The organism is Telluria sp. AC161 (assembly GCF_979258535.1).
In genome coordinates, this window is the sequence record NZ_OZ409861.1 from 4,017,521 (window position 1) to 4,038,951 (window position 21,431).

The 21,431-nt window shown below is 58.2% G+C and carries 15 protein-coding genes, 1 tRNA gene and 1 pseudogene; 6 read left to right on the forward strand and 11 right to left on the reverse strand.

Features of this window, described 5'->3' with window-relative positions; all coding sequences use genetic code 11:
* Nucleotides 1-29 precede the first annotated feature (29 nt).
* Nucleotides 30-1,886, forward strand: coding sequence for a DNA helicase RecQ (gene recQ / locus ACZ0AJ_RS17920; protein ID WP_499455826.1), 1,857 nt, complete (start codon nucleotides 30-32; stop codon nucleotides 1,884-1,886).
* Between the two features lie 24 nt (nucleotides 1,887-1,910).
* On the opposite strand, the gene trmB is transcribed toward recQ, so the two are convergent.
* Entirely contained in the window at nucleotides 1,911-2,591 is a 681-nt protein-coding gene (gene trmB, locus ACZ0AJ_RS17925; RefSeq protein ID WP_499455827.1) for a tRNA (guanosine(46)-N7)-methyltransferase TrmB, read from the reverse strand.
* A gap of 154 nt (nucleotides 2,592-2,745) precedes the next feature.
* On the opposite strand from trmB, the gene ACZ0AJ_RS17930 reads away from it, so the two are divergent.
* Nucleotides 2,746-3,861, forward strand: a complete 1,116-nt coding sequence (locus ACZ0AJ_RS17930) for a succinylglutamate desuccinylase/aspartoacylase family protein (RefSeq protein WP_499455828.1) — start codon at nucleotides 2,746-2,748, stop codon at nucleotides 3,859-3,861.
* Here ACZ0AJ_RS17930 and ACZ0AJ_RS17935 read toward each other — a convergent pair.
* From ACZ0AJ_RS17935 to ACZ0AJ_RS17945, 3 genes are all read right to left on the reverse strand, one after another.
* Nucleotides 3,833-4,525, reverse strand: coding sequence for a DUF6064 family protein (locus tag ACZ0AJ_RS17935; RefSeq protein ID WP_499455829.1), 693 nt, complete (start codon nucleotides 4,523-4,525; stop codon nucleotides 3,833-3,835). The two genes, ACZ0AJ_RS17930 and ACZ0AJ_RS17935, sit on opposite strands and share 29 nt — an antisense overlap.
* Entirely contained in the window at nucleotides 4,522-5,451 is a 930-nt protein-coding gene (locus ACZ0AJ_RS17940; RefSeq protein WP_499455830.1) for an aldo/keto reductase, read from the reverse strand. The genes ACZ0AJ_RS17935 and ACZ0AJ_RS17940 overlap by 4 nt, the downstream gene beginning before the upstream one ends.
* A 374-nt stretch (nucleotides 5,452-5,825) precedes the next feature.
* Nucleotides 5,826-5,899 (reverse strand) — tRNA-Gly (locus ACZ0AJ_RS17945).
* A gap of 626 nt (nucleotides 5,900-6,525) precedes the next feature.
* On the opposite strand from ACZ0AJ_RS17945, the gene ACZ0AJ_RS17950 reads away from it, so the two are divergent.
* Nucleotides 6,526-7,494: a DNA-methyltransferase gene (locus tag ACZ0AJ_RS17950; protein WP_499455831.1), complete on the forward strand. Its 969-nt coding sequence runs from the start codon at nucleotides 6,526-6,528 to the stop codon at nucleotides 7,492-7,494.
* Nucleotides 7,495-7,554: 60 nt separating this feature from the next.
* On the opposite strand, the gene ACZ0AJ_RS17955 is transcribed toward ACZ0AJ_RS17950, so the two are convergent.
* Entirely contained in the window at nucleotides 7,555-8,271 is a 717-nt protein-coding gene (locus tag ACZ0AJ_RS17955; RefSeq protein ID WP_499455832.1) for a BglII/BstYI family type II restriction endonuclease, read from the reverse strand.
* 845 nt (nucleotides 8,272-9,116) lie between these two features.
* Nucleotides 9,117-9,374 carry a tyrosine-type recombinase/integrase gene (locus ACZ0AJ_RS17960; protein ID WP_499456813.1) on the reverse strand — a complete coding sequence of 86 codons (258 nt, stop codon included), beginning with the start codon at nucleotides 9,372-9,374 and terminating at the stop codon, nucleotides 9,117-9,119.
* Nucleotides 9,375-10,096: 722 nt separating this feature from the next.
* Here ACZ0AJ_RS17960 and ACZ0AJ_RS17965 point away from each other — a divergent pair.
* The 3 genes and pseudogenes from ACZ0AJ_RS17965 (at nucleotide 10,097) to ACZ0AJ_RS17975 (ending at nucleotide 12,733) form a co-directional block, all read left to right on the forward strand.
* A pseudogene (locus ACZ0AJ_RS17965) lies at nucleotides 10,097-11,247 on the forward strand (IS3 family transposase).
* Nucleotides 11,248-11,254: 7 nt separating this feature from the next.
* On the forward strand, nucleotides 11,255-11,599 hold the full coding sequence (locus ACZ0AJ_RS17970; protein WP_499455833.1) for a hypothetical protein: 345 nt from the start codon (nucleotides 11,255-11,257) through the stop codon (nucleotides 11,597-11,599).
* A gap of 252 nt (nucleotides 11,600-11,851) precedes the next feature.
* Nucleotides 11,852-12,733 carry a DUF4268 domain-containing protein gene (locus ACZ0AJ_RS17975; protein ID WP_499455834.1) on the forward strand — a complete coding sequence of 294 codons (882 nt, stop codon included), beginning with the start codon at nucleotides 11,852-11,854 and terminating at the stop codon, nucleotides 12,731-12,733.
* Between the two features lie 929 nt (nucleotides 12,734-13,662).
* On the opposite strand, the gene ACZ0AJ_RS17980 is transcribed toward ACZ0AJ_RS17975, so the two are convergent.
* The 5 genes from ACZ0AJ_RS17980 to ACZ0AJ_RS18000 form a co-directional block, all read right to left on the reverse strand.
* Nucleotides 13,663-15,381 carry a putative bifunctional diguanylate cyclase/phosphodiesterase gene (locus tag ACZ0AJ_RS17980; RefSeq protein ID WP_499455835.1) on the reverse strand — a complete coding sequence of 573 codons (1,719 nt, stop codon included), beginning with the start codon at nucleotides 15,379-15,381 and terminating at the stop codon, nucleotides 13,663-13,665.
* A gap of 2 nt (nucleotides 15,382-15,383) precedes the next feature.
* On the reverse strand, nucleotides 15,384-17,102 hold the full coding sequence (gene kaiC, locus ACZ0AJ_RS17985) for a circadian clock protein KaiC (protein ID WP_499455836.1): 1,719 nt from the start codon (nucleotides 17,100-17,102) through the stop codon (nucleotides 15,384-15,386).
* 275 nt (nucleotides 17,103-17,377) lie between these two features.
* Complete coding sequence (locus ACZ0AJ_RS17990) at nucleotides 17,378-18,406, reverse strand: TraB/GumN family protein (protein WP_499455837.1); 1,029 nt, start codon at nucleotides 18,404-18,406, stop codon at nucleotides 17,378-17,380.
* Between the two features lie 169 nt (nucleotides 18,407-18,575).
* Nucleotides 18,576-20,111, reverse strand: coding sequence for a UdgX family uracil-DNA binding protein (locus ACZ0AJ_RS17995; protein ID WP_499455838.1), 1,536 nt, complete (start codon nucleotides 20,109-20,111; stop codon nucleotides 18,576-18,578).
* Nucleotides 20,108-21,337, reverse strand: a complete 1,230-nt coding sequence (locus ACZ0AJ_RS18000; RefSeq protein WP_183556056.1) for a putative DNA modification/repair radical SAM protein — start codon at nucleotides 21,335-21,337, stop codon at nucleotides 20,108-20,110. Before ACZ0AJ_RS18000 ends, ACZ0AJ_RS17995 begins: the two co-directional genes overlap by 4 nt.
* Between the last annotated feature and the right edge of the window lie 94 nt (nucleotides 21,338-21,431).

Sequence of the window (21,431 nt, forward strand, 5' to 3'; positions counted from 1 at the left end):
GCTTGAACACTCTGTCCGACATTGATCGTATGAATTCAGACACCGGCGCCGACACGGTCACCGACACTGGCGCCGACCTCAGCGCGCGTGCGCTTCACGTGCTCGAGACCGTCTTCGGCTACCCCGCCTTCCGCGGCCAGCAGGGCGAAATCGTCGAGCACGTGGCCAGTGGCGGCGACGCGCTGGTTTTGATGCCCACCGGCGGCGGCAAGTCGTTGTGCTACCAGATTCCCGCGCTGCTGCGCGACGGCGTCGGCGTGGTCATCTCGCCGCTGATCGCGCTGATGCAGGACCAGGTCGACGCGCTCGAAGAAGTCGGCGTGCGCGCCGCGTTCCTCAATTCGACCCAGACGTTCGAAGAAGCGATGCGCATCGAGCGCCTCGTGCGCACCGGCGAAATCGATCTGGTCTACGTGGCGCCCGAGCGCCTGATGACACAGCGCTGCCTCGAGCTGTTCGATGCATCCAAGATCTCGCTGTTCGCGATCGACGAAGCACACTGCGTCTCGCAATGGGGCCACGACTTCCGCCCCGAGTACATCCGCTTGTCGATTCTGCACGAGCGCTTCCCGAACGTGCCGCGCATCGCCCTCACCGCAACGGCCGACCAGCAAACGCGCGCCGAAATCGCGCTGCGCCTGCAACTGGGCGAAGCGCGCCAGTTCGTTTCGTCGTTCGACCGCCCCAACATCCGCTACTCGATCGTCGAGAAAGCCAACGGCCGCAAGCAGCTGCTCGACTTCATCGCCGGCGAGCACTCGGGCGACTCGGGCATCGTCTACTGCCTGTCGCGCAAGAAGGTCGAAGAAACCGCCGACTTCCTCAACGAAAACGGCATCCGCGCCATGGCCTACCACGCCGGCATGGAATACGCGGTGCGCGCCAAGAACCAGGCGCGCTTCCTGCGCGAAGAAAACATCGTCATGGTCGCCACCATCGCCTTCGGCATGGGCATCGACAAACCCGATGTGCGCTTCGTGTGCCACCTCGATCTGCCCAAGAGCATCGAGGGCTATTACCAGGAGACCGGCCGCGCCGGCCGTGACGGCGGCCCCGCCAGCGCCTGGATGGCCTATGGCCTGCAGGACGTGGTGCTGCAGCGCCGGATGATCGACGAATCCGAGGCCGACGAAACGTTCAAGCGCGTGCTGTCGATGAAGCTCGACGCCATGCTCGGCCTGTGCGAAACCCTGTCGTGCCGCCGCATGCGCCTGCTCGACTACTTCGGCGAACGCTCCGGCCCGTGCGGCAACTGCGACACCTGCCTGATCCCGCCGGTGAGCTTCGATGGTTCGGTGCCGGTGCAAAAACTTCTCTCCACCATCTATCGGGTCGACCAGCGTTTTGCGGGCGGCCACGTGATCGACGTGCTGCGCGGCGCGACCACCGAACGCATCACCCAGTGGCACCACGACAAGCTCACCGTGTATGGCGTTGGCGCCGACCGCAGCGAGCAAGAGTGGCGCGCCATCCTGCGCCAGGCGATCGCGCTGGGTCTCGTCACGGTCGACCACGACGCCTTCAGTTCGCTCAAGCTCACCGACGCCGCGCGTCCGGTGCTCAAGGGCGAGCAGACGGTGCAGCTGCGTCAGTACCAGAAACCGGTCAAGGCCAAGCGCCCTTCCACGTCGCGCTCGACGTTCGAGGAAGTGGAACTGTCGCGTTCCGAGCAAGGCATCTTCGAGCGCCTGCGCTCGTGGCGCATGGGCACCGCGCGCGAGCACGGCGTGCCGGCGTACGTCGTGTTCCAGGATGCGACGCTGCGCGAGATCGCCAAGGTCAAGCCGACCTCGATCGACCAGCTGCGCGGTGTGACCGGCGTGGGCGAGAAAAAGCTCGTGTCGTATGGCGACGCGATCGTCGCGATCATCAACGAGATGCTGTAACGCTATTCGCGAAACAGACGCGTGTTATTTGCGCGTGAAGACCAGATCCCACACACCGTGACCGAGCTTGATGCCGCGGTTCTCGAACTTGGTCAGCGGACGGTAGGCCGGCTGCGGCGCGTAGCCGTCCGCGGTATTGGCCAGCTCCGGCTCGGCACTCAGCACTTCCAGCATCTGCACTGCATAGTCTTCCCAGTCGGTCGCCAGGTGCAGGTAGCCGCCAGGGGCCAGCTTCTGGCACAGCAGCTTGACGAACGCCGGCTGGATCAGGCGGCGCTTGTTGTGACGCGCCTTGTGCCACGGGTCGGGGAAGAACACGTGCACGCCGTCGAGCGAGCCGTCGACGATCATGTGATTCAGCACCTCGAACACATCGTGCTGGATCAGGCGCAGGTTGGCGATGTCCTGCTCGCCGATCTGCTTGAGCAGGCTGCCGACACCCGGCGTGTGCACTTCGACGCCGATGAAGTCTTTCTCCGGCGTCAAGCGGGCGATATGGGCCGTGGTGTCGCCCATGCCGAAGCCGATTTCCAGGATCACCGGCGCGGTGCGGCCGAAGGCCTGCGCCACGTCGAGCGGTTCTTTCTTGTACCCGATCAGGAACTTCGGGCCCAGTTCATCGAAGGCCCGCGCCTGCGCGGTCGACAGCCGGCCCGCGCGCGTGACAAAACTGCGGATGCGGTGTTCGGTGGGATCGTACAGCATGGACCGCGCCGGGCCATTGTTGGGCTTATCAAGAGACATGGGATGTGGGGACGAAGAAAGTGAAGAGGAAAATGCGGCTGTCATTATAGCCGACGCGCCGCGCCGCCCGGATCGGCCATAATCGCGTCTTCATCCAGCTTGCCGGAGTTTGTCCATGCATTCCAAGAAACACCCGATCGCCATCGACGAGCATATCGCCGCCGTCAACCTGACCTCGTTCCACTATGGCGCGCCGGGCAGCGGGAAGAAGGTCTATATCCAGGCCTCGCTGCACGCGGACGAGGTGCCGGCCATGCTGGTCGCGCACGTGCTGCGCCAGGAACTCGAGCGCCTCGACGCCGAAGGCCGCATCAAGGACGAGGTGATCCTGGTGCCGGTGGCCAATCCGATCGGGCTGGCGCAGGTGATCCACGGCGCGCCGTTCGGCCGCTACGACCTGGCGACCGGCACCAACTTCAATCGCGCCTACCGCCACGTGGCGCAGGATGTGATGGCGGCAGTGGCCGGTCAGCTCGGCCAGGACGCCGCCGCCAACGTCGCGCTGATCCGCGAGCATGCACGGCGCTCGGTGGCAAGCTGGGAGCCCGCCAATCCCACCGCCACGCTCAAGAAAACGCTGCTCACGATGGCGATCGACGCCGACATCATGCTCGACCTGCACTGCGACACCGAGGCGGTGCTGCACATGTACGCGGGCACCCCGCTGGTCGAGGCGGTGCTGCCGCTGGCCGCGCTGATGGAAGCGCGCGTGCTGCTGGTGGCAACGGAATCGGGCGGCGAGCCGTTCGACGAAGCGTGTGGCCGCCTGTGGTGGGACCTCGCACGCCATTATCCTGGCGCCGCAATTCCGCCAGCCTGCGTGGCCGTCACCGTCGAACTGCGGGGCGAAAACGACGTCAATTACGATTACGCGCGCAAGGACGCCGATGCACTGCTGCAGTACCTAGCGCACCAGGGCGTACTGGATATCCCGGTTGGCGACATGCCCGCCTACGCCTGTGCGCCAACGCCGCTCGACGCCGTCGAACCACTGACCGCGCCGCATGCGGGCGTGCTCGTGCTGCGCAAGACGCTGGGGGACCGGGTCGAGGCGGGTGAGCCGATTGCGGACATCGTCAATCCGGTCAGCGGGCAAGTCACGCCAGTGGCGGCAAGCCGGCCCGGGTTGCTGTTTGCGTGCACGGCGCACCGGCATCTGCTGCGCGGGATGCACGTGTGCAAAGTGGCCGGGACGGACTCGTTCAGGATCGGGGATTTGCTGTCAAGTTGAGGTCGCGCGGTTTTTTGCTGACCATGATTCGGGCAAGTACGGCTGTCAATGCGAGCGCTGGCAGCAGCCATGCATGGCCGATCTTCAGTTCCATCAGCGTCGCGCCGCTGACCAGGCACCAGCTTACCGGGATCAGCCAGAAGATCGCGGGCGCACGCCATGCGAGCAGCATGCCCAGGGTGGCAACGACTGTGGGATCAGGGACGATGCTGAAGACTTCTGCCTGACGCCATTGGCCGCCATCGCGAGCCAGCGCCAGCAAGGGATAGGCGAGGATGGCCAGGACAGACAGGCCGAGTGCTAGAGGTTGAGGTGCTGGCGCTGCGTTAGCTGCGTTAGCTGGCCTGTACGCGAGCCAGCACAATAGCAGCGCCTGCGCTGCGAACGCCGCAGCAAAATACGGTGCCGCCGTGTTGATCTCGGCATAGCGCTCCAGATGATACGCCCAAGCGACCCAGCCCCAGGCTGCAGCCAGCACCAACGCCGCTGATCGGTGCAGGTGCTGGCGTGGCCGCGCGATGGCACCGATCACGATGACGCCCACCACCAGCGCCAGCAAATGCGCTGGCCAGATGGCAGTGTTGTAGCTCTCGATGAGCCGGTAGTAACTGCGGCTTGAAAACATCAAAAAGTCGGACAGCGAATACGTCCACCACTCGCTCATGCCAGCCTCTCGACATCCTGCGCGATGCGCTTGCGCAGCGCTTCGTCCGGCATGCGACCGGTGCCGGCCAGCAAATTTTCGCGCATGTGTGCGACGCTGGACGTGGCCGGAATCGCGCACGTGACGGCCGGATGCGTCACGATGAACTTGAGCAGCGCCTGCGCCCACGTCGTGCAGCCGATATCGGCCGCCCAGCCAGGCAACGGCTTGCCGGCCAGCGCCTGCGTCAGGTCGCCCTGGCGAAATGGCCGGTTGACGATCACGCCGATCTTGCGCTCGCGCGCCAGCGGCAGGATGCGCTGCTCGACGTCGCGATCGAGCGCGTTGTACGAGATTTGCACAAAGTCGATCGGCTGCGACGCCATGATCTTCTCGATCTCGGCGTGCCGCCGGCCTTCGGACGTGGTGATGCCGACGTAGCGCAGCCGCCCTTCCCGCTTCATCGCCAGCAGCAGCGGCAGGTGCTCTTCCCACGACAGCAGGTTGTGAACTTGCAGCAGATCGAAACGCGCGACGCGCCACAGCTTGCGCGACGCCTCGACCTGCGCCACGCCACGCGCGCCGCCGCTGACCCACACCTTATCGGCCGAGAACAGCCTCGCAGGCTTGAGCGTTTGCACGGCCTCGCCGATCACGTCCTGGGCTGAGCCGTACATGGGTGAGGAATCGACCAGCCTGCCGCCACCGGCGAAGAACTGGCGCATCACGTCGGTAGATTCACGGCGACCTTGTGGGTCGCGCCCGACGTTGAAAGTGATCCAGCTGCCAAGGCCGATAACGGGAAGTTGTTCGCCGCTTGAAGGGATGGGGCGGGTGAGCAACGGGGCGGGTGGTGCAGCGGCGAGCAGCGGTGACAAGGCCAGTCCGCCCGAGGCGGCAATCATGGATGCCAGCAGATGACGGCGTGATGGGGAGGTCAGTGGCATGCAGAGCGCTCCTTGCTTGGACGGGTAAAACGCAAGGCTACCTCGGCGCGACTGAACGTGGCGCAGCGCTACACCGTGGGATGCTGGGTCAGGCATCGTCTACACTACATCAGCGCCGTAATCCGACAAGCACATGCCGCATCCAGTTTGAAGGCAGCAAATGTCCAGGAAGTCAATGCGATGCCAAATCTCAGACCTGGAACAATCGTTCCAACACCGAAAGAAGATGCAGAAATTACAGCCGCAGCGATGGATGACCCTGACGCGCGTCCATTGTCCGATAATGAGTGGGAGCTGGTGAAGCCGATACGTAGCAGCGATGTGCCTGTCGATCCGGGAAGTCTTGAACCCAGGCGTTCGCGCTAGGTCATGACTGGAGCGGGTGAAGGGAATCGAACCCTCGTCGTAAGCTTGGGAAGCTTCTGCTCTACCATTGAGCTACACCCGCGTTGCCAGCATTCTACGCGCGTTCCAACGGTGTTGACAACCTTACAGTCCAGTGGCTGTGATGGAAATTGAGATGGCCAGTTCTTCTCGGGTGTAATGGTTGTTCAGCGTTCCACGCACAATTTGTGCCTGAGTATGCCATGTGTCTATAGACACGTACCTTAGCCCACCGCTTTAACGAGTTCGTGAGCCATAACCATAGAGGTTGACGTTGCCTCCAACACGACAATGCGGCGTAAAACTTTATTTCCCCCGGACTCCTGCTCCTGAACGTAGCGCAGGCATTAAGCCGAAAATCTCGCTGGTAGTCTGACAAGCGAAACAGCTTAATTGCATCCTGCCATGACGCCGCGAAATGCCTACAGTGTTCTATCAGCAATGTGACTTCATAGGCATCGTTGCAATCCAAACAACGTTGCCTCATATCGTTGAACGAAAAACATGTAAGAATAACAACTTAATGTAAATTTTTGATGAAAGTTACATAGCCGCAATGGAAACTATACGACTTTTTGACGGACGCTTCCCTCGATTCATAAGAACAGGGATAATCTCTGTTAGTGACCGCCCTGCGCTTCTGCAGTAGCATCAGCTGACCCGTTTATAGAACAAGAGGATTTTTTGAATATGCATAGCTTACTCGAGGTCGTGCCGGAGAAGTTGAAAGTAACCGATTCCTATCAATCCGACGCAGACGCCATTTTTTTATTCGGCGACTCAGCCAGCACGTTAAAAAACTTACCTGATAACTCAGTAAAGTTAATCATTACGTCGCCCCCATATAATTTGAACAAGGCGTATGAAGATAAAAAAAGCCTAGACGCTTATTTTCTTCAAATTGAACCGGTGATTAAAGAGCTAATGCGTGTCCTTTCTCCAGAAGGATCGCTGTGCTGGCAAGTTGGAAATTTTGTCGACGACGGGGAGATATTTCCATTAGACATGTACTTTTATCCTTACTTTAAGGAACACGGTCTACAACTCAGAAATAGGATAATCTGGCATTTTGACCATGGACTTCATGCAACCAAGAGGCTTTCTGGGAGGTATGAAACCCTACTTTGGTTCACAAAAACTAAAGACTACACCTTCAATCTCGATCCAATACGTGTTCCATCCAAATATCCCGGGAAGAGAAATTACAAGCCAGGCGAGAATTATGGAAAACCGTCAGGAAATCCTTTAGGGAAAAATCCTTCTGACATCTGGAAGCTTATTCAGCACGAGTGGGAAGAAGGCCTCTGGAACATCCCGAATGTAAAAGCGAACCATCCTGAAAAGACGCTTCATCCGTGCCAATTTCCGATTGAATTAGTTGAGCGCTGCGTATTGGCGCTGACAAACGAAAACGATATCGTTTTGGATCCATTTTCCGGCGTCGGATCGTCAATGCTTGCTGCACTTCGCCAAGGAAGGCGCGCAATTGGATGCGAAAAAGAAGCAGAATATGTTGCACTGGCAAAAGACCGAGTTGAAAAATTTTCCGCAGGAATATTGCCTTATCGCCCGCTCGGGAAACCAGTGCATGTCCCTTCGGGCCGCGAAAAAGTTTCCCAACGACCTACAGAATGGGATACTTCTAACAGTTTAATTTAATTGGAAAGCAGAACATCAAGACAAATCATTGCCGCCAGGAGTGTCTTGATGTTCAAATACTCATTTTGGCCCGGGTCTGGCCCCGTCGCGAGGGCCTTGGACTTCCCCGTTTGCAATCATTGTATCTCTAGAAGTCAAAAATCGCGCTCTCTTAGTCGCCACTTGCTGCAACTCAACCTCGGTACATTCGATTCCAATTATAAGTACCGGGATATCAATATTGGCGACCCCCCTTGCCCTCAGGTCCATTTCAATTTGAGAAAAAGAACTAACCCCGGTTGACATGTTCGGGATTAGAGACGGCATAGCGACAACCTCGATTCCGCAGTCGATTAGTCCTCGTTTTGAAAATATAGGCATTTTCGAAAAAATGTCATATCCCATAAATGCATATTTACCAAACTGAATTTCGAGCCCGACTTTATTTTTTATCCCGTCCATTTCGCGGAATTCGTTATTCCCGGACTTTTCCCCGATGGCATTATGGAAATCCATACTTGCTCCGTTCCAATACAATCTCGGCTCGGTAAATCCTTTTTTCCCAGTAGTACACGGCGTTGTCCACCCCAACTGCGACAAGCCTAATTTAAGGTGCCTGTTGATCGCTTCTGGCGAAAATATCAACGGTGGCTTCGACGTCTCATAGGAAATTTTACAAAGCATATCAACTGCGTTTATACTTGATATTGCGTTATAAATTTCTGTGAGTTCAGCTCCGTGATTCGCGCTTATAAATGCCTCACCATCACAATGGCTATACTTGCCACCAACTTTCATATTTTCGATCCATTCGTTGTTAGAATGGACCATGTTACCAGTGGGAAAAGTTCTTAGCAATACTTATAGTTGGCTTCGTAACACAACATCGCATTGTGATTCAAATGGTGTGAACTTACCACCACACTTGTGCGAGACTACTCTTTACGGCAGAGCCAATCCGTCGGACTGGATGGACAAAGTTCCAGATGAAATCTAAACGGTCGTCAGAGGGACAAATCATTTCTACCACCACTACTGGGCCAAACCCTGCTGTGGGTTGTGATGTGCCATGCAAGACTCTAGTGTGACGCCACGGAAGAAAGCGCCTTCAAAACGCCTCGTTCCGTTCGAGTTTTCAAGAAACGATTCGATCATGAGATACAACGGATCATCGCGATTGTACGCAACATCGATATAGATTTCTCCGCGATAGCGTACACGTCCAAACCCACTGGGCAAGCTACTGCACTCCCAATGCGAAATCTTGTTATCTAACAACCAGTTAATGATCGCCGTTCGCGACTCGTTCGTTAGATAGTCTTGCAGGTACGATGATTTGAAATGATGAAACTCAACGAAAATTACGTCATGCAGTCGTTAGCATGCGATTCATCGATATGATGCAGTAACTTTGGCACATCTCTCCCCCTTTGTCGCTTCATCTATTTACGATTGAAACTAGATTAAGGAAGCAGGTTACACGAGCATTGTTAGCGATTGTGAATAAGCGGTTTCTGCTAGACAAGCAGACTTCTCTCCTCTGGTAATTCCGATCTTACCCGCACCTGTCACCAGCACCTGAAGCGGGACAGTTTCTTCGAAATAGCGCGTAATACCGAACAGGCATTACGCGCATATTTTGCTTAATTGAAGGCAGCGTGAAGGGAGTCGATTAATCCTACTGCTTTGCGACTTGCATCATTTTGCGCGAGATGAGCATAACGTCTCGTCATTTTGGAATCGCTGTGACAAAGGGGCACCGCAACCTCATAAAGGCTAATTCCACTTTTCACGAGCTTGCTTGCGTATGAGTGGCGAAGGATGTGCATGGTAACCTTGTCACCCTTTTCGCGGACTATCTCTGGATCGTTCAACCCGGCTCGATCCATTTCCTTCCTAATCGCCTGAGCTGTGTAACCTCTAGCTTTTCAACTTTAAGTGCCTTTTGTCTTGTTAGCAGTACCGGTGCTGCCTACGTACTTCTTATTTTTAAATTGAAATTCATAGTACCAATTACTGCTATTTTCTCGTTTATGAAGAGCATGATCTTTTTCCAAACCAATATGAACATCCACCCTCAACCATTCAAGTGGAAGGGACAACGCATGAAGAATAAGCAAACTTGACAGGTTCAGTCAGAACGTTTCTTCATCCAATGAATTTTTCACACGCCTGTTAAGTCCGTTGTCCAAAGCAAGCCCTTTATAGATCCTGCCTTTCTTCGTACCAACTTCGAATCCACGTTCACGAATCATTTGACCAAAAGGGTTTTTAGAAAACTAGATGTTATAGTTTTCTTCACACCAAGTCTTAAAATATTTGTCCGCATCTGCTGCGGTAACGTAATAGCAAGCGCCGACAACGCAGTTTTCCGCAATCCATGCTCCTACAATATCCATCTCATTTTTGTAATCACTTGGAGCCTTCTGCACGGCTTTTGGGAGCGGCATGCCGGAATGTTGCCATTCAAGGCATTCGGTTAGCGCCCAGTTCGAAATTCCAGGGAGCTCTTGTCATAGTTCGTTCTCCAGATTCGGATTACGGTCCTGTTCCTTAATGGTTATGAATCGCCGCGACTATCGTAGACACTCCTGAGCCAGGATATCGAGCACAAGGAGAATGTATGAGTGGCAAGCGGTACACAGAGGAATTCAAGATTGCAGCGGTCAAGCAGGTGACGCAGGGCGGCCAGCCGGCGAGCGAAGTAGCGGCACGGCTCGGGATAAGCATTCACAGTCTGTACGCCTGGACGAAGCGCTATGGCGTACCCGAGGCGGAGCGCAAGGTCGTCGATGCCCAGTCCGACGAGATGCGGCGCCTGAAGGCCGAACTCAAGCGCGTCACGGAGGAGCGTGACATCTTGAAAAAGGCCGCGGTGTACTTTGCCAAGACGTCCGGGTAAGGTACACCTTAATTGCTCAGTTACAGGACCAATTCCCGGTGCGCCGGCTGTGCAAAGTGCTCGAGGTGCACCCAAGCGGCTTCTATGCCTGGCGCCTGAACCCCGAAAGCAAGTGCGCCATGGAAGACAAGCGCCTTCTGGTTCCGATCAAGGAATCGTGGCTCGAAAGCGGCAGCGTCTACGGCTACTGTAAGGTCAGCGACGATCTGCGCGAGCTCGGTGGGCGATGCGGTATCAATCGCGTCCATCGTCTCATGAGGTCGGCCGGAATTCGCTTGCAAACCGGCTACGCCAAGCGGAAATATAAACGCGGTGGTGCCCCTTCGCTGGTGGCGCCTAATCATTTGCAGCGCCAACTCGACGTGCAGTAACCGAATCGGGTCTGGGTGACCTACATCATGTACATTCGCACTTACGAAGGCTGGCTTTATCTGGCCGTTGTACTGGACCTGTTTTCGCGTCAGGTGGTCGGCTGGTCGATGAGTTCTCGAATCGATCGCGAGCTAGCGATGAATGCGCTCTTGATGGCTGTCTGGCGTCGGCAACCCAAGAATAGGGTAATGGTGCATTCTGACCAAGGCAGTCAGTTCAGCAGCTACGACTGGCGCGACTTCCTGGACCAGCACAATCTGCAGCAAAGCATGAGTCGACGAGGAAATTGCCACGATAACCCCGTGGCCGAGAGCTTCTTCCAGCTCCTGAAACGGGAACGAATCCGACGCAAGACATACAGCACTTGGGAAGAAGCAAGGCGTGATGTCTTCGATTACATCGAGATGTTTTACAATCCAAAGCGCCGACACAGCTTCAGCAATGACTTGTCGCCTGTCGAATATGAAAAGCAGTATTTCCGGCGGCTCGCGAGCGTCTAGAAAACTCGTGGCGATTCAGGTCAGGAACTGCAGCACCATTCAGTCGTTGGAGATAGTGGCTCATACGAAGCATGAGGCGGTGACGATGCCGCTCGATTACGTCTACATGTATATTGGCATGACCGAGCGCTACAAGCTTAGTCGGCGCACTGAGTTTATGAAGTTCAGGAAGAAGCTGAAGGAGACTTTGGTAGTTCCTTTGATAGAGGTCGATCTCGACTATTTCTTGTTTTCGGTATGGGAACCATCCATGAAACGAACGCTTGAGGCAACGCAAAAACTCATTTCCTTTACTGAAGAGTTATTACCTAATGGCGTAAGTGTCTTTTTTAATCAACAACGTGAACCGTAACTATGTATACGGCGCACTAAACAGCAGTATGATCGTACTTCGCCCTGCGTCTGCCATACCGATTTGGCTCAGTTCGTAGTAATTCTTAAACTAGCTGTACGGTTTCGGCCCAGCTATCAACATCATGGGAGAGATTTAATGGAGTTTGGAAAAATTGTGCCCGTCGCACTTCGGGAAATTTGGCCTGGCGAAGCAACACACTTTACACCCTGGTTGGCGGAAAACTTAGCAGTTCTATCTGAGGAACTAGGTATGGACCTCGAACTGGAATCGGTTGAGGGAGATGCAGGCGATTTTTCTGCTGACATTGTTGCTCACGATCTTTCGAGTAATCGACTAGTCGTGATTGAAAATCAGTTCGGCAGTACGGATCATCGGCATCTCGGTCAGGTTATTACGTACTCATCGGTTCTTGGTGCGGGCGTAGTCGTCTGGATTGCAGAAACAGTTCGAGCAGAACATAAGTCAGCGATTGACTTCTTAAATCAGAATCTAAAAGAAGGGTTACGGCTCTACGCCATCGAAGTTAGTGTTATCCGAATCGATGATTCTAAGCCAGCCTACGTGCTCAATACTGTCTGCGCTCCTACCGAAGCACAGATGAGCGCAGTGGATACTATCAAAGGGGATAGCGACACCGGGCAGCGATACCGAGCCTATTTTCAAGGATTGATAGATGAACTACGCAATGTGCATAAATTTACCAATGCCAAAGCAGGACAGCCCCAAAACTGGTACACGTTCGCATCTGAAAATTCTAAAGTGTTCAAATATTCAACGAGTTTCACGCAGGGCGGTCGCGTTCGCGCTGAAGTTTATATTGATAGCGGCGACAAAGCGCGCAATGAGGCGATATTGGATTTTCTCTCGACTCAAAAAAACGCTATCCAAGCAGAGTACGGAAGTAGTGAGCTCGTTTGGGAACGTCTAGATAAGAAAAGGGCATGTCGAGTCGCTGTTTATCGCGACGGCGATATCGATGTAGACTCAGAGATGCTTGATGGCATTCAAAAATGGGCTATTGAGCATCTCCTTAGATTAAGAGCGGTGTTTCCGAATAAGATTGTGGCAGCGATTAACGCTACTAAAGAAAAGCCTGCACCAAATCCAAATGAGACTTCGGGAAGATTCTGATATCAGATAACTGGCGGCTTCCGCGGAACTAATGAACGGGTACAATATTGCAATCACTCCTGAATTGCTCAGCACTGAGGCCCATTCAGTCAACTTTCGAAGCTTTTATTTAGCGCCGTTGATAACTCCAGTGGAAAATAACATTTCAACTTGCAGCGAAACGAGGTATCTCAGCGATGTCCAATATACCTCAAATGTAACAACATCATTTATTCTGGAATCAAAAACTAGTCTAGAATGAAATAACTTGTTGACAGGTTAGAGCTCTGACGTGCAATATCCTCGCCCATCTGCTCGGCACCAGGAAGCTTCATTGTGCCGAGTCATCGAATCAACTTGTCGCCGGGTGCTACATTGAAACATCTATATACCTTCGAAACGAAAGAAGAGGCCGAAGAGGCTCTTGCAAAGTTATTGGGTCCAAAGCGATTGGCTAGTGATCGAGACGGTACTGAGGTCATATACAATCTGTTTGGTGAGTTGACGTGGAGAAATCTTCACGCTTTGGGCCTGCATAATCTTCCTGAGCTGAAAAGCATTCTATCGCAGCGCGACTCTGGAGGTGCCTATAATAAGAGCCGTCACTGCGAAATCATCGCCGCTCTCGAAAACACTTCGCGAGTGTTCGGACTGTCAATTCCTACGCATTGGCGATGACGGCTGACGTACGAGTGTAAGTAAATGCTCAAATTTCACTTGGCTGGCACTGGCGGCGATTCGGGCCGGCGCGCAAAAAGGCTTATTATGAGCGCTAACAAAACCCAGAGGGAAGGCGTATTGTTGAAGACAGTACGCTAGTACGGCGAGATAATGCAACGCCCGTCCAGCATTCTGACAAATTCAACCGTTGGCAGCCGTGCCGTGAAATGAAATGGCCGTTTCTTTTCCGCCGTGATCGCGTGTTGCCCTGCCCTCGCGGCGATATTACGCTATGTATCGGACCGCATGTAACCGGGGCCGAGTCGGACCGCTCTGCCGTCGCGCAGCAGCGAGGCCAACTTGTGTGGGGGCAGCGGGCGGCTGAAATAATAGCCCTGTACCAGGTCGCAGCCGCGCTCGCGCAGATAGCGCCCTTGCCAGGCGGCGTAGGCGCCTTCGGCGGTAACGGTCAGGTTCAGGCTGTGGGCGAGCGCGATGGTGGCGCCCGCGATCGAGCTGTTGCGGTCGCCAATGCCGATTTCTGCGATGAGCGATTTGTCGACTTTCAGGTTATCGATCGGAAAGCGTTTCAGGTAACCCAGGCTGGAGTAGCCAATGCCGAAATCGTCGATCGACAACTGCACGCCAAGCGCCTTCAGTTTGTGCAGCGTGTCGCCGACGTCGCCCATCAGCGTCGTTTCTGTCAGTTCCAGTGCAAGGTAGCGCGCGTCGAGCGCACTGTCCGCCAGCGCACTCGATACCGCAGACACCAGTTGTGGGCGGCACTGACGCGCCGAGACGTTGACGGAAACCCGGATTGGCCGCAGACCCTGCCGCTGCCAGAGGCTGTTCTGGGCACAGGCGCGGCGCAGGACCCATTCGCCGATATCGACGATCAGGCCGGTTTCTTCGGCAGTCGGAATGAAGCGGTCGGGCCCCAGGATGCCCAGCATGGGATGGGACCAGCGCAGCAGCGCTTCGGCGCCGACGACCCGGCCGGTGGGCAGCGCCACCAGAGGCTGGTAAAAAATGAAGAACTCGTCATGCTCGAGGCCGCTGCGCAGGCTGTTTTCAAGGATGAGCCGCTCCACGGCGCGCGAGGTCAGTTTAGCGGTATAGAACTCGAAGCAGTTGCCCCCGCGCGCCTTGGCGTTGTACATGGCGCTGTCGGCATTGCGGGTGAGCATGTCGGCGTCGGCAGCGTCCGCCGGATACATGCTGATGCCCACACTGGCGCCGATGGAAAGACATTCGCCCTCGATGTCGAACGGCTCAGCCATGGCCGAAATGATCCGTTGTGCCATGGTGGCAGGCACGTCAGGCTGCTCGACATGCGGAAGGAGGAAGACGAATTCATCGCCGCCGACCCGGGCGACGGTGTCCGCCGGGCGGATCAGCGACTGCAGCCGCGCCGCCACGCTGCGCAGCAGGAGATCGCCCACGCGATGACCGAGCGAGTCGTTGATCAGCTTGAAGCGGTCGAGATCGAGGAACAGCAGCGCAACCGGGCCGGCATGGCCACTGGCAGTAGCCAGCGCGCGCGTCAGCCGCTCGCCCAGCAGGTAGCGGTTCGGCAGACCGGTCAGTGCATCGTGCTGGGCGCGAAAGACCATGCGCTCTTCCTCGGCCTTGCGCTCGCTGAGGTCGGAAAACACGCCGACGTAATGGGTCAGCACGGCGTGCTCGTCGCGCACTGCACTCAGCGACAGCGCCAGCGGCAGTTGAACGCCGGCGCTGGTGCAGCACGACAGCTCGCCACGCCAGTGCCCGGTGCTGCGGAGGGCACGCCACATGCCGCGGCAGGCTGCCGCATCCATGCGCGCGCCGTTCAGCCGGCTCATGGTTGCGCCCGTGACGTCCGCCGGCGCAAAGCCGGTGATGATGCTGAAGGCGGGATTCACGGCCAGGATACGACGCCGGGCATCGGCAACGAAGATCCCTTCGGCAAAGCACGCCAGGACCTGTTCAACATGCAACGGCGGTTCGACCCCGTCCAGCCATGCCGACATGGTCACGGTGCGCCCGGCTCGTGGTCAGCGCGAGATGATTGGTCGATGCCACGCAGGCGGCCGATTTCACTGGCGGCGGTGGCGCGCTGCGCTTTGTCACGCGCCATTTCTTCGGCCAGCGCCTCGCTTTCCAGACGACGCAACTCCAGTTCACGCTGAAGCAGCTCGATGCGGGTGCGCACCTGGGCCTCGGCCAGCGACAGTTCACGTTCCTTTTTCAGCAGGCTTGCATGCGCCGATGCCGACTCGCGCCGCACGGCTTCTTCTTTTTCCCAGCGCAGCGTACCCATCAAGACTTCACCGCCAGCGATATAGACGTCCGACAGCGTCACGCCGTCATTGGACAGGACCAGTTCGCGTGCCTGGCGCGAATGGGCAGTGCCGCGCGCCTTGACAATCGACAGCAGCCGGTTGCGTTCTCCCATCTGGACCTTGAATGACAGGTGGATCCAGGTGTCGGCGATGGTGGACACTTTCATTTCCGTGCTTTCGGGACTGTCGCTGTTATTCACCAGGCTCGTGCTGAGCATGGTGATGCCTTCGGTCTTGGTGAACCCAATCAGGCGCAACGGCACATCCATCATGATGCCGAACGCCTGCGACCTGAGCACGGCGGACAGCGGATCGATCACCAGGCAGCGCGGCTGGTACTGGCGAATCAGGGCCTTGATATACAGCAGATGCTGTTCGCCATTGAGCGCACCAGTCTGAACGGAATGAAAGCGCAGATTGCCGTCTGCGACTGCAGAGGCCAGATCGAGGCCGATGGACGACATGTTGCGGATGATCTCGCTGCTGCTCTCGTCGAAGCTGACGTACAGGCAGCGCTCGCCGCGCTGGACGCAGGCTTGGGCGAAAGCCGCAGCCAGCGTCGATTTGGCGGTGCCGGGCGACCCGGTCACCAGGATGGTACTACCGCGCAGATAGCCACCGCCAAGCATCGTGTCGAGCCGCTCCACGCCCGTAGAGACGCGCTCGGAGAAAGCGGGGAAACGCATCTCGTGCGACATCGGCATGGCCACTTCGATGCCGTCCGCGCCGATGATCAGCGGGAATTCCCCTTCGTAGATCGGCGAGCCGCGGTATTTGGCCACGCGCAGATCGCGATGGGCAAGGCCACCGATGACGTGCTGGCTCAGATGCACGACGCAATCGGCCATGTACTCGAGGAAATCGTTTCCGGGCTCGTTCGTCTGGTTTGCAGTACGCGCCCGGGTAGTGACGATGCCGGTGATGCCGTTGACGGTTAGCCAGTCCTGAATGCGGTAGAGCTCTTGCCGCTCTGTAAACGGGTCGTCGAGCAACGACAGCAGCACGTCGATCGAGTCGAACACGATGCGTGTGGCATGGTTCTCGGCAAACCGGGCGCGGATGCCCGACAAGAGAGCGCTGACATCGAAACGCCCGGTTTGCACGACATCGGGCGACATGCCGGCATCCATGAATGTGAGTTTGTCCTGGCCAGCAAGATCCCAGCCGAACGAGGCGGCGTTGGCAATGACGCTTTGCGAATTTTCTTCGAATGCGACGAAAATGCCGCGTTCGCCGTACAGGAGCGCGCCATTGATCAGTGTCTGCAAGGCGAACACGGTCTTGCCACTGCCGGGCCCGCCAATAAGGGTGCACGTGCGCCCATGCGGCAGGCCGCCGCCGGTAATCGCGTCAAACCCCTCAATGCCGGTGGGGGATTTTTTCACAGTCGCAACGTCAACGTCAGGCATGAGGATGCTCCAAGGCGGCGCCTGGAGCACGCCGATTGCTGAATAGGACAGCAGGGACGAATAGGGAGTTCCAGATGTGGCGCGAAAGGACGTGGCGCCTTGACATGGGCCGAACAATGGAGCGACAGCTTGCCTGGCGGCGCGCAACCGCAACGGCAAACCCATCAATGCCGCGACAGGCTTGAACGACGCTCTGCCGTGGATGCGGTGGATTGCGCGCGTCAGGCCCGCCGCAGCGCTATCGGCGCATGAGCGCCGGGGCCTGACGCATGCGGTTACTCGGGCTGCTCAACCTCATACCCCTTCGCCGCCAGCGCCGCGATCACGCCTTTCGGGTTGAAAATATCTGCCATCGACAGCATTGCAAAGGTAGACACATTGGTGTCAAGCGCCTTTTCAGCCGCCTCGACCCACTTGATGTACGAACGTGCCTTGGCGCTCCTGAATTCTGGTTCCGAGTCGAAAGCGGCGCTGTTCAGCAATGAGCCGAAGCACACCTCCTCACGCGCGGCGAAGTTCAGTGTGCGGATATCGTCCAGGTCACCTTTGGCCCAGGCGTTCGCGCGCATCGTTGCGGCGCCGATATCCTGTTCCAGTGTGGTCATTGTTTGTGCGAGGCAGGCGGCGTCGGCCAGGTTTGATTTCTTGAAGTTATTCAGCACCGTCCTTGCGTTGTCCATTGGGACAGCGATCTTCGTCGACGTCTCTTTCAGCTGGCTCTTTTTGATCAGATCGAGCAGCTGCTTGCGCACTACATATCCCTCGACCAAACCTGCTCCCTTGCGCGCTGCTTCCGTCAACGCCTGCGCAGCGAAGATCGGCCGTTCGCGCTCGACGCCACTGTTGTCGGGCAGGTATTTTGCCTTGAGCGTAGTCCACTGCGCGTAGTCTTGCGCCGGCATCACGTCGCGCAACCCGGCGCCATCCGGATTCTTGCGCACGCCGATCAGGCTTGGCAGCAGCGTGATCATTTTGAAGACACCTGCGCTGGCCGTCGCGCCGGGCGGCTCCAGGTACTCCTGCGAATTCCTGATCACGTTTTCCACCTGCTGCGAGCGCCACGTCATGTTCTTCGGCAGCGGCGCATACGTGCCAAATACCCACAGCACATGATCGCCCTTCTTTACCTTCCACATGCCCGGGCCAGGGCGCTGGGCGACGACGTGAATCTGTTCCGGCGCAGGTTCGACCGCGTCCGTGGTGACAACCGCGGCAGGCGGGGCACCGGCCCCGTCAAGCGACTGTGCCCATCCAGGGGCAGCCAGCAACGACAAGCACAGTGCGGGAACGACGAGTGGGCGCATGAAGGTATCCTGTTGTGAAAGTGGCCAGAAGCGTGCGCCGATTATGAGGCGGCCACTGCGGCAATCACAAGGACTTTCGAATGCATACGCAAGGCGCAGTATGCGAATAAGGATGGCCTGGGAGGGGTGCCCACCCGACTCCGCACGCGTCACGGTGCCGCGACGTGGGTCAGTTCTCGCCAGACTGCTCAAGCAGCGACTGCGCCACCCGCAAACCCTCGACCATCACGGCAAACGCCTCGTGCTTGGTCGCTTCGTCCGGCACGCGCAGCACGTACGACGGGTGGTAGATCGTCACCACCCACGCGTCCCCATGGCGCACCGGTTGGCCGAGACTGTCCCTGAGCGTCACGTTCCCCCTCTGCAGCACCGACTTGAGCGCGGTCGCGCCCATCGCCACGATCACCTTCGGCTTGCGGATGGCGATTTCTTTTTCGAGCCAGTAGTGGCAGGCCTCGATCTCTTTCTGCGCCGGCGTCTTGTGCAGGCGCCGTTTACCGCGCGGCTCCCACTTGAAATGCTTGACGGCGTTGGTAATATAAACACCCTTGCGATCCACCTCCGCCTGCGCGAACACGCGATCGAGCAGCTGGCCGGCCGGGCCGATAAACGGCTGGCCGGACAGGTCCTCCTGGTCGCCCGGCTGCTCGCCGACAAGCATGATCTGCGCGTGGTCCGGTCCGATCCCGCCGACCGCTTGCGTCGCGTGCTGCCACAGTTCGCAGCGCCGGCATTCGTCAAGCTTTGACGGCTGTTCGCGGTCGGGCTGTGCTTTCTCGGCCGCGATCGGAATCGTCGTGCCGCGGCGCTGCCCCACCTCGGCGACCTGGCCGATGCGGCGCGCGCCCAGGCCGGCCTGGCTGACCATCGACGGCACCAGCGCGCCCTCGGGCAAATTCTTCCAGAAGCGCGACGGCACATGGCTTTGCATGACCTTCGTGTTCAGGCGCGCGGGGTTGAAGATGCTGCGGTAGTAGGTCAGCCACAGCGCCTCGCCGTCGTCTTCCAGGTCGGCGGGGCCGGACATCAACGGCCCTGCGTCGTGCAGCGTGGCGCCGTCCCACAGCACGCTGGCCTCGGGCGTGGCGATCATCCAGGTCATCTTGCCCATGCGGGCAACGAAATGTTCGGCCACCTGCGGCAGCACGTCGTGCGCGGGTTCGAACCAGGCGACGAACTGCGGCGGCCCGGCCTCGATCGGCCGTTCGCGAAAGCGGATATACGCGAACATGTCGTGCACCTCGCGCCGCACGGCCTTGACCATCGACGTCAGCCGCGCGCCATCGGTATCGGCGGGCGACTGCACGTCGTGCTCGCCCTGCTGCCAGCGCCAGACCACGCGATACAGGAAGGCCCAGCGATCGTGGTCACGGTAACAGGCGGCGGTTTGCAGCATCTCCATCAGCGAGCGCGGGACTTGCGGCCTGGGTGTGGCTTGTGCCAACCGTTCGGCAGGCGGGGCGGCGAGAAGGTCGCCAGTCGGTTGCACCGTCTCCAGGGCGGATGCGGGCGCTGCCGGCGCGCTCGAAAACAAATCGGCACCGGGCTCGCCCCACGTCACTGCCTCGGGCGGCACGCCTGCGCGCAGCAGCGCGCGGGCCGTGGCGCGCCACTCGACGAACGAGGCCACCAGCAGCGGCTGGCCCGCGCGGACCGCGGCGACGGCCTCGCTGGCGACGACGGCTGCGCTGGCCGCGGGGGTCATGCTGCCTGCAGCTCCGGCCACAAGTTCATCTGCTGCGGTGCGTCGGCCATGTGCTTGCGCAGCAGGTCGGAGCTGGTCGCGCCCTGCGCCGGCTTGTAGTCGGCGGTGATGACGAACGGTGCCAGCTTTTTCAGGCTGCAGCGCAGCCGCGATAAATCTTCCCAGCGGATGCGGCGAATGCGGCGCAGGTCGGCGATGCGCTTGGCGTTGCGCAGGCCGATGCCGGGGATGCGCGCAATCAGCGTCGCATCGACGCGGTTCAGGTCCATCGGAAACTGGTCACGGTTCGACAGCGCCCAGGCCAGCTTGGGATCGATGTCCAGCGCCAGGTTGCCCGTCTGCGGCATGATCTCGCCGGCCGTGAAGCCGTAACTGCGCAGCAGGAAGTCGGCCTGGTACAGGCGGTGCTCGCGCAGCAGCGGCGGTGGCGCGAGCGGCACGCTCTTGGGGCTTTGCGGGATGGGACTGAATGCGGAGTAGTACACGCGCTTGAGCTTATAGCTGCCGTACAGCGTCTCGGCGGTGTTGAGGATCGTGTGGTCGTCGCTGGCGTCAGCGCCGACGATCATCTGCGTGCTCTGGCCGGCCGGCGCGAATGCAGGCGACCTTGGCTCTTCGGCTTTTTCATCGAGCTTGCGCCGGATGGAGCCCATCGCCAGCTTGATCGTGTGCACGCTCTTTTCGGGCGCCAGTCTGGTCACGCTGTCGTGCGTCGGCAGTTCGATGTTGACCGACAGGCGATCGGCCCAGCGCCCCGCTTCGGTGATCAGGAGCGGATCGGCATCGGGAATCGTCTTGAGGTGGATGTAGCCGCGGAAGTTGTGCACCTCGCGCAGGGTGCGCGCCACGGCCACCAGCTGCTCCATCGTGTAGTCGGCCGACTGGATGATGCCGGAACTGAGGAACAGGCCGTCGATGTAGTTGCGCAGGTAAAAATCCTGCGTCAGCTTGACCACTTCGTCGACCGCAAAGCGCGCGCGCGGCACGTTCGACGTGCGCCGGTTGATGCAGTACTGGCAGTCGTAGATGCAGAAGTTGGTGAGCAGGATCTTGAGCAGCGAGACGCAGCGGCCATCGGGCGTGTAGCTGTGGCAGATGCCCATGCCGGTGGTGGCGCCCAGGCCGTCCTTGCCCTCGGAGCCGCGCTTGGGCGCACCGCTGCTGGCGCAGGATGCGTCGTACTTGGCCGCGTCGGCCAGGATTTCGAGCTTGTCGTTGAGTTCCATCGGACGCCCGTGGCTGTATGGGCATACAGTATAACGTGGCGTGTCATGACAGAGGGTGCGGCAGCGCACCCGTGCGGGGGTGGCGCCGGTTCAA

What these genes read in the sequence shown, in the direction of transcription:
- recQ (WP_499455826.1), top strand. Translation starts at nt 30, where the DNA reads ATGAATTCAGACACCGGCGCCGACACGGTCACCGACACTGGCGCCGAC.
- trmB (WP_499455827.1), bottom strand. Translation starts at nt 2,591, where the DNA reads ATGCTGTACGATCCCACCGAACACCGCATCCGCAGTTTTGTCACGCGC.
- ACZ0AJ_RS17930 (WP_499455828.1), top strand. Translation starts at nt 2,746, where the DNA reads ATGCATTCCAAGAAACACCCGATCGCCATCGACGAGCATATCGCCGCC.
- ACZ0AJ_RS17935 (WP_499455829.1), bottom strand. Translation starts at nt 4,525, where the DNA reads ATGAGCGAGTGGTGGACGTATTCGCTGTCCGACTTTTTGATGTTTTCA.
- ACZ0AJ_RS17940 (WP_499455830.1), bottom strand. Translation starts at nt 5,451, where the DNA reads ATGCCACTGACCTCCCCATCACGCCGTCATCTGCTGGCATCCATGATT.
- ACZ0AJ_RS17950 (WP_499455831.1), top strand. Translation starts at nt 6,526, where the DNA reads ATGCATAGCTTACTCGAGGTCGTGCCGGAGAAGTTGAAAGTAACCGAT.
- ACZ0AJ_RS17955 (WP_499455832.1), bottom strand. Translation starts at nt 8,271, where the DNA reads ATGAAAGTTGGTGGCAAGTATAGCCATTGTGATGGTGAGGCATTTATA.
- ACZ0AJ_RS17975 (WP_499455834.1), top strand. Translation starts at nt 11,852, where the DNA reads ATGGACCTCGAACTGGAATCGGTTGAGGGAGATGCAGGCGATTTTTCT.
- ACZ0AJ_RS17980 (WP_499455835.1), bottom strand. Translation starts at nt 15,381, where the DNA reads ATGTCGGCATGGCTGGACGGGGTCGAACCGCCGTTGCATGTTGAACAG.
- kaiC (WP_499455836.1), bottom strand. Translation starts at nt 17,102, where the DNA reads ATGCCTGACGTTGACGTTGCGACTGTGAAAAAATCCCCCACCGGCATT.
- ACZ0AJ_RS17990 (WP_499455837.1), bottom strand. Translation starts at nt 18,406, where the DNA reads ATGCGCCCACTCGTCGTTCCCGCACTGTGCTTGTCGTTGCTGGCTGCC.
- ACZ0AJ_RS17995 (WP_499455838.1), bottom strand. Translation starts at nt 20,111, where the DNA reads ATGACCCCCGCGGCCAGCGCAGCCGTCGTCGCCAGCGAGGCCGTCGCC.
- ACZ0AJ_RS18000 (WP_183556056.1), bottom strand. Translation starts at nt 21,337, where the DNA reads ATGGAACTCAACGACAAGCTCGAAATCCTGGCCGACGCGGCCAAGTAC.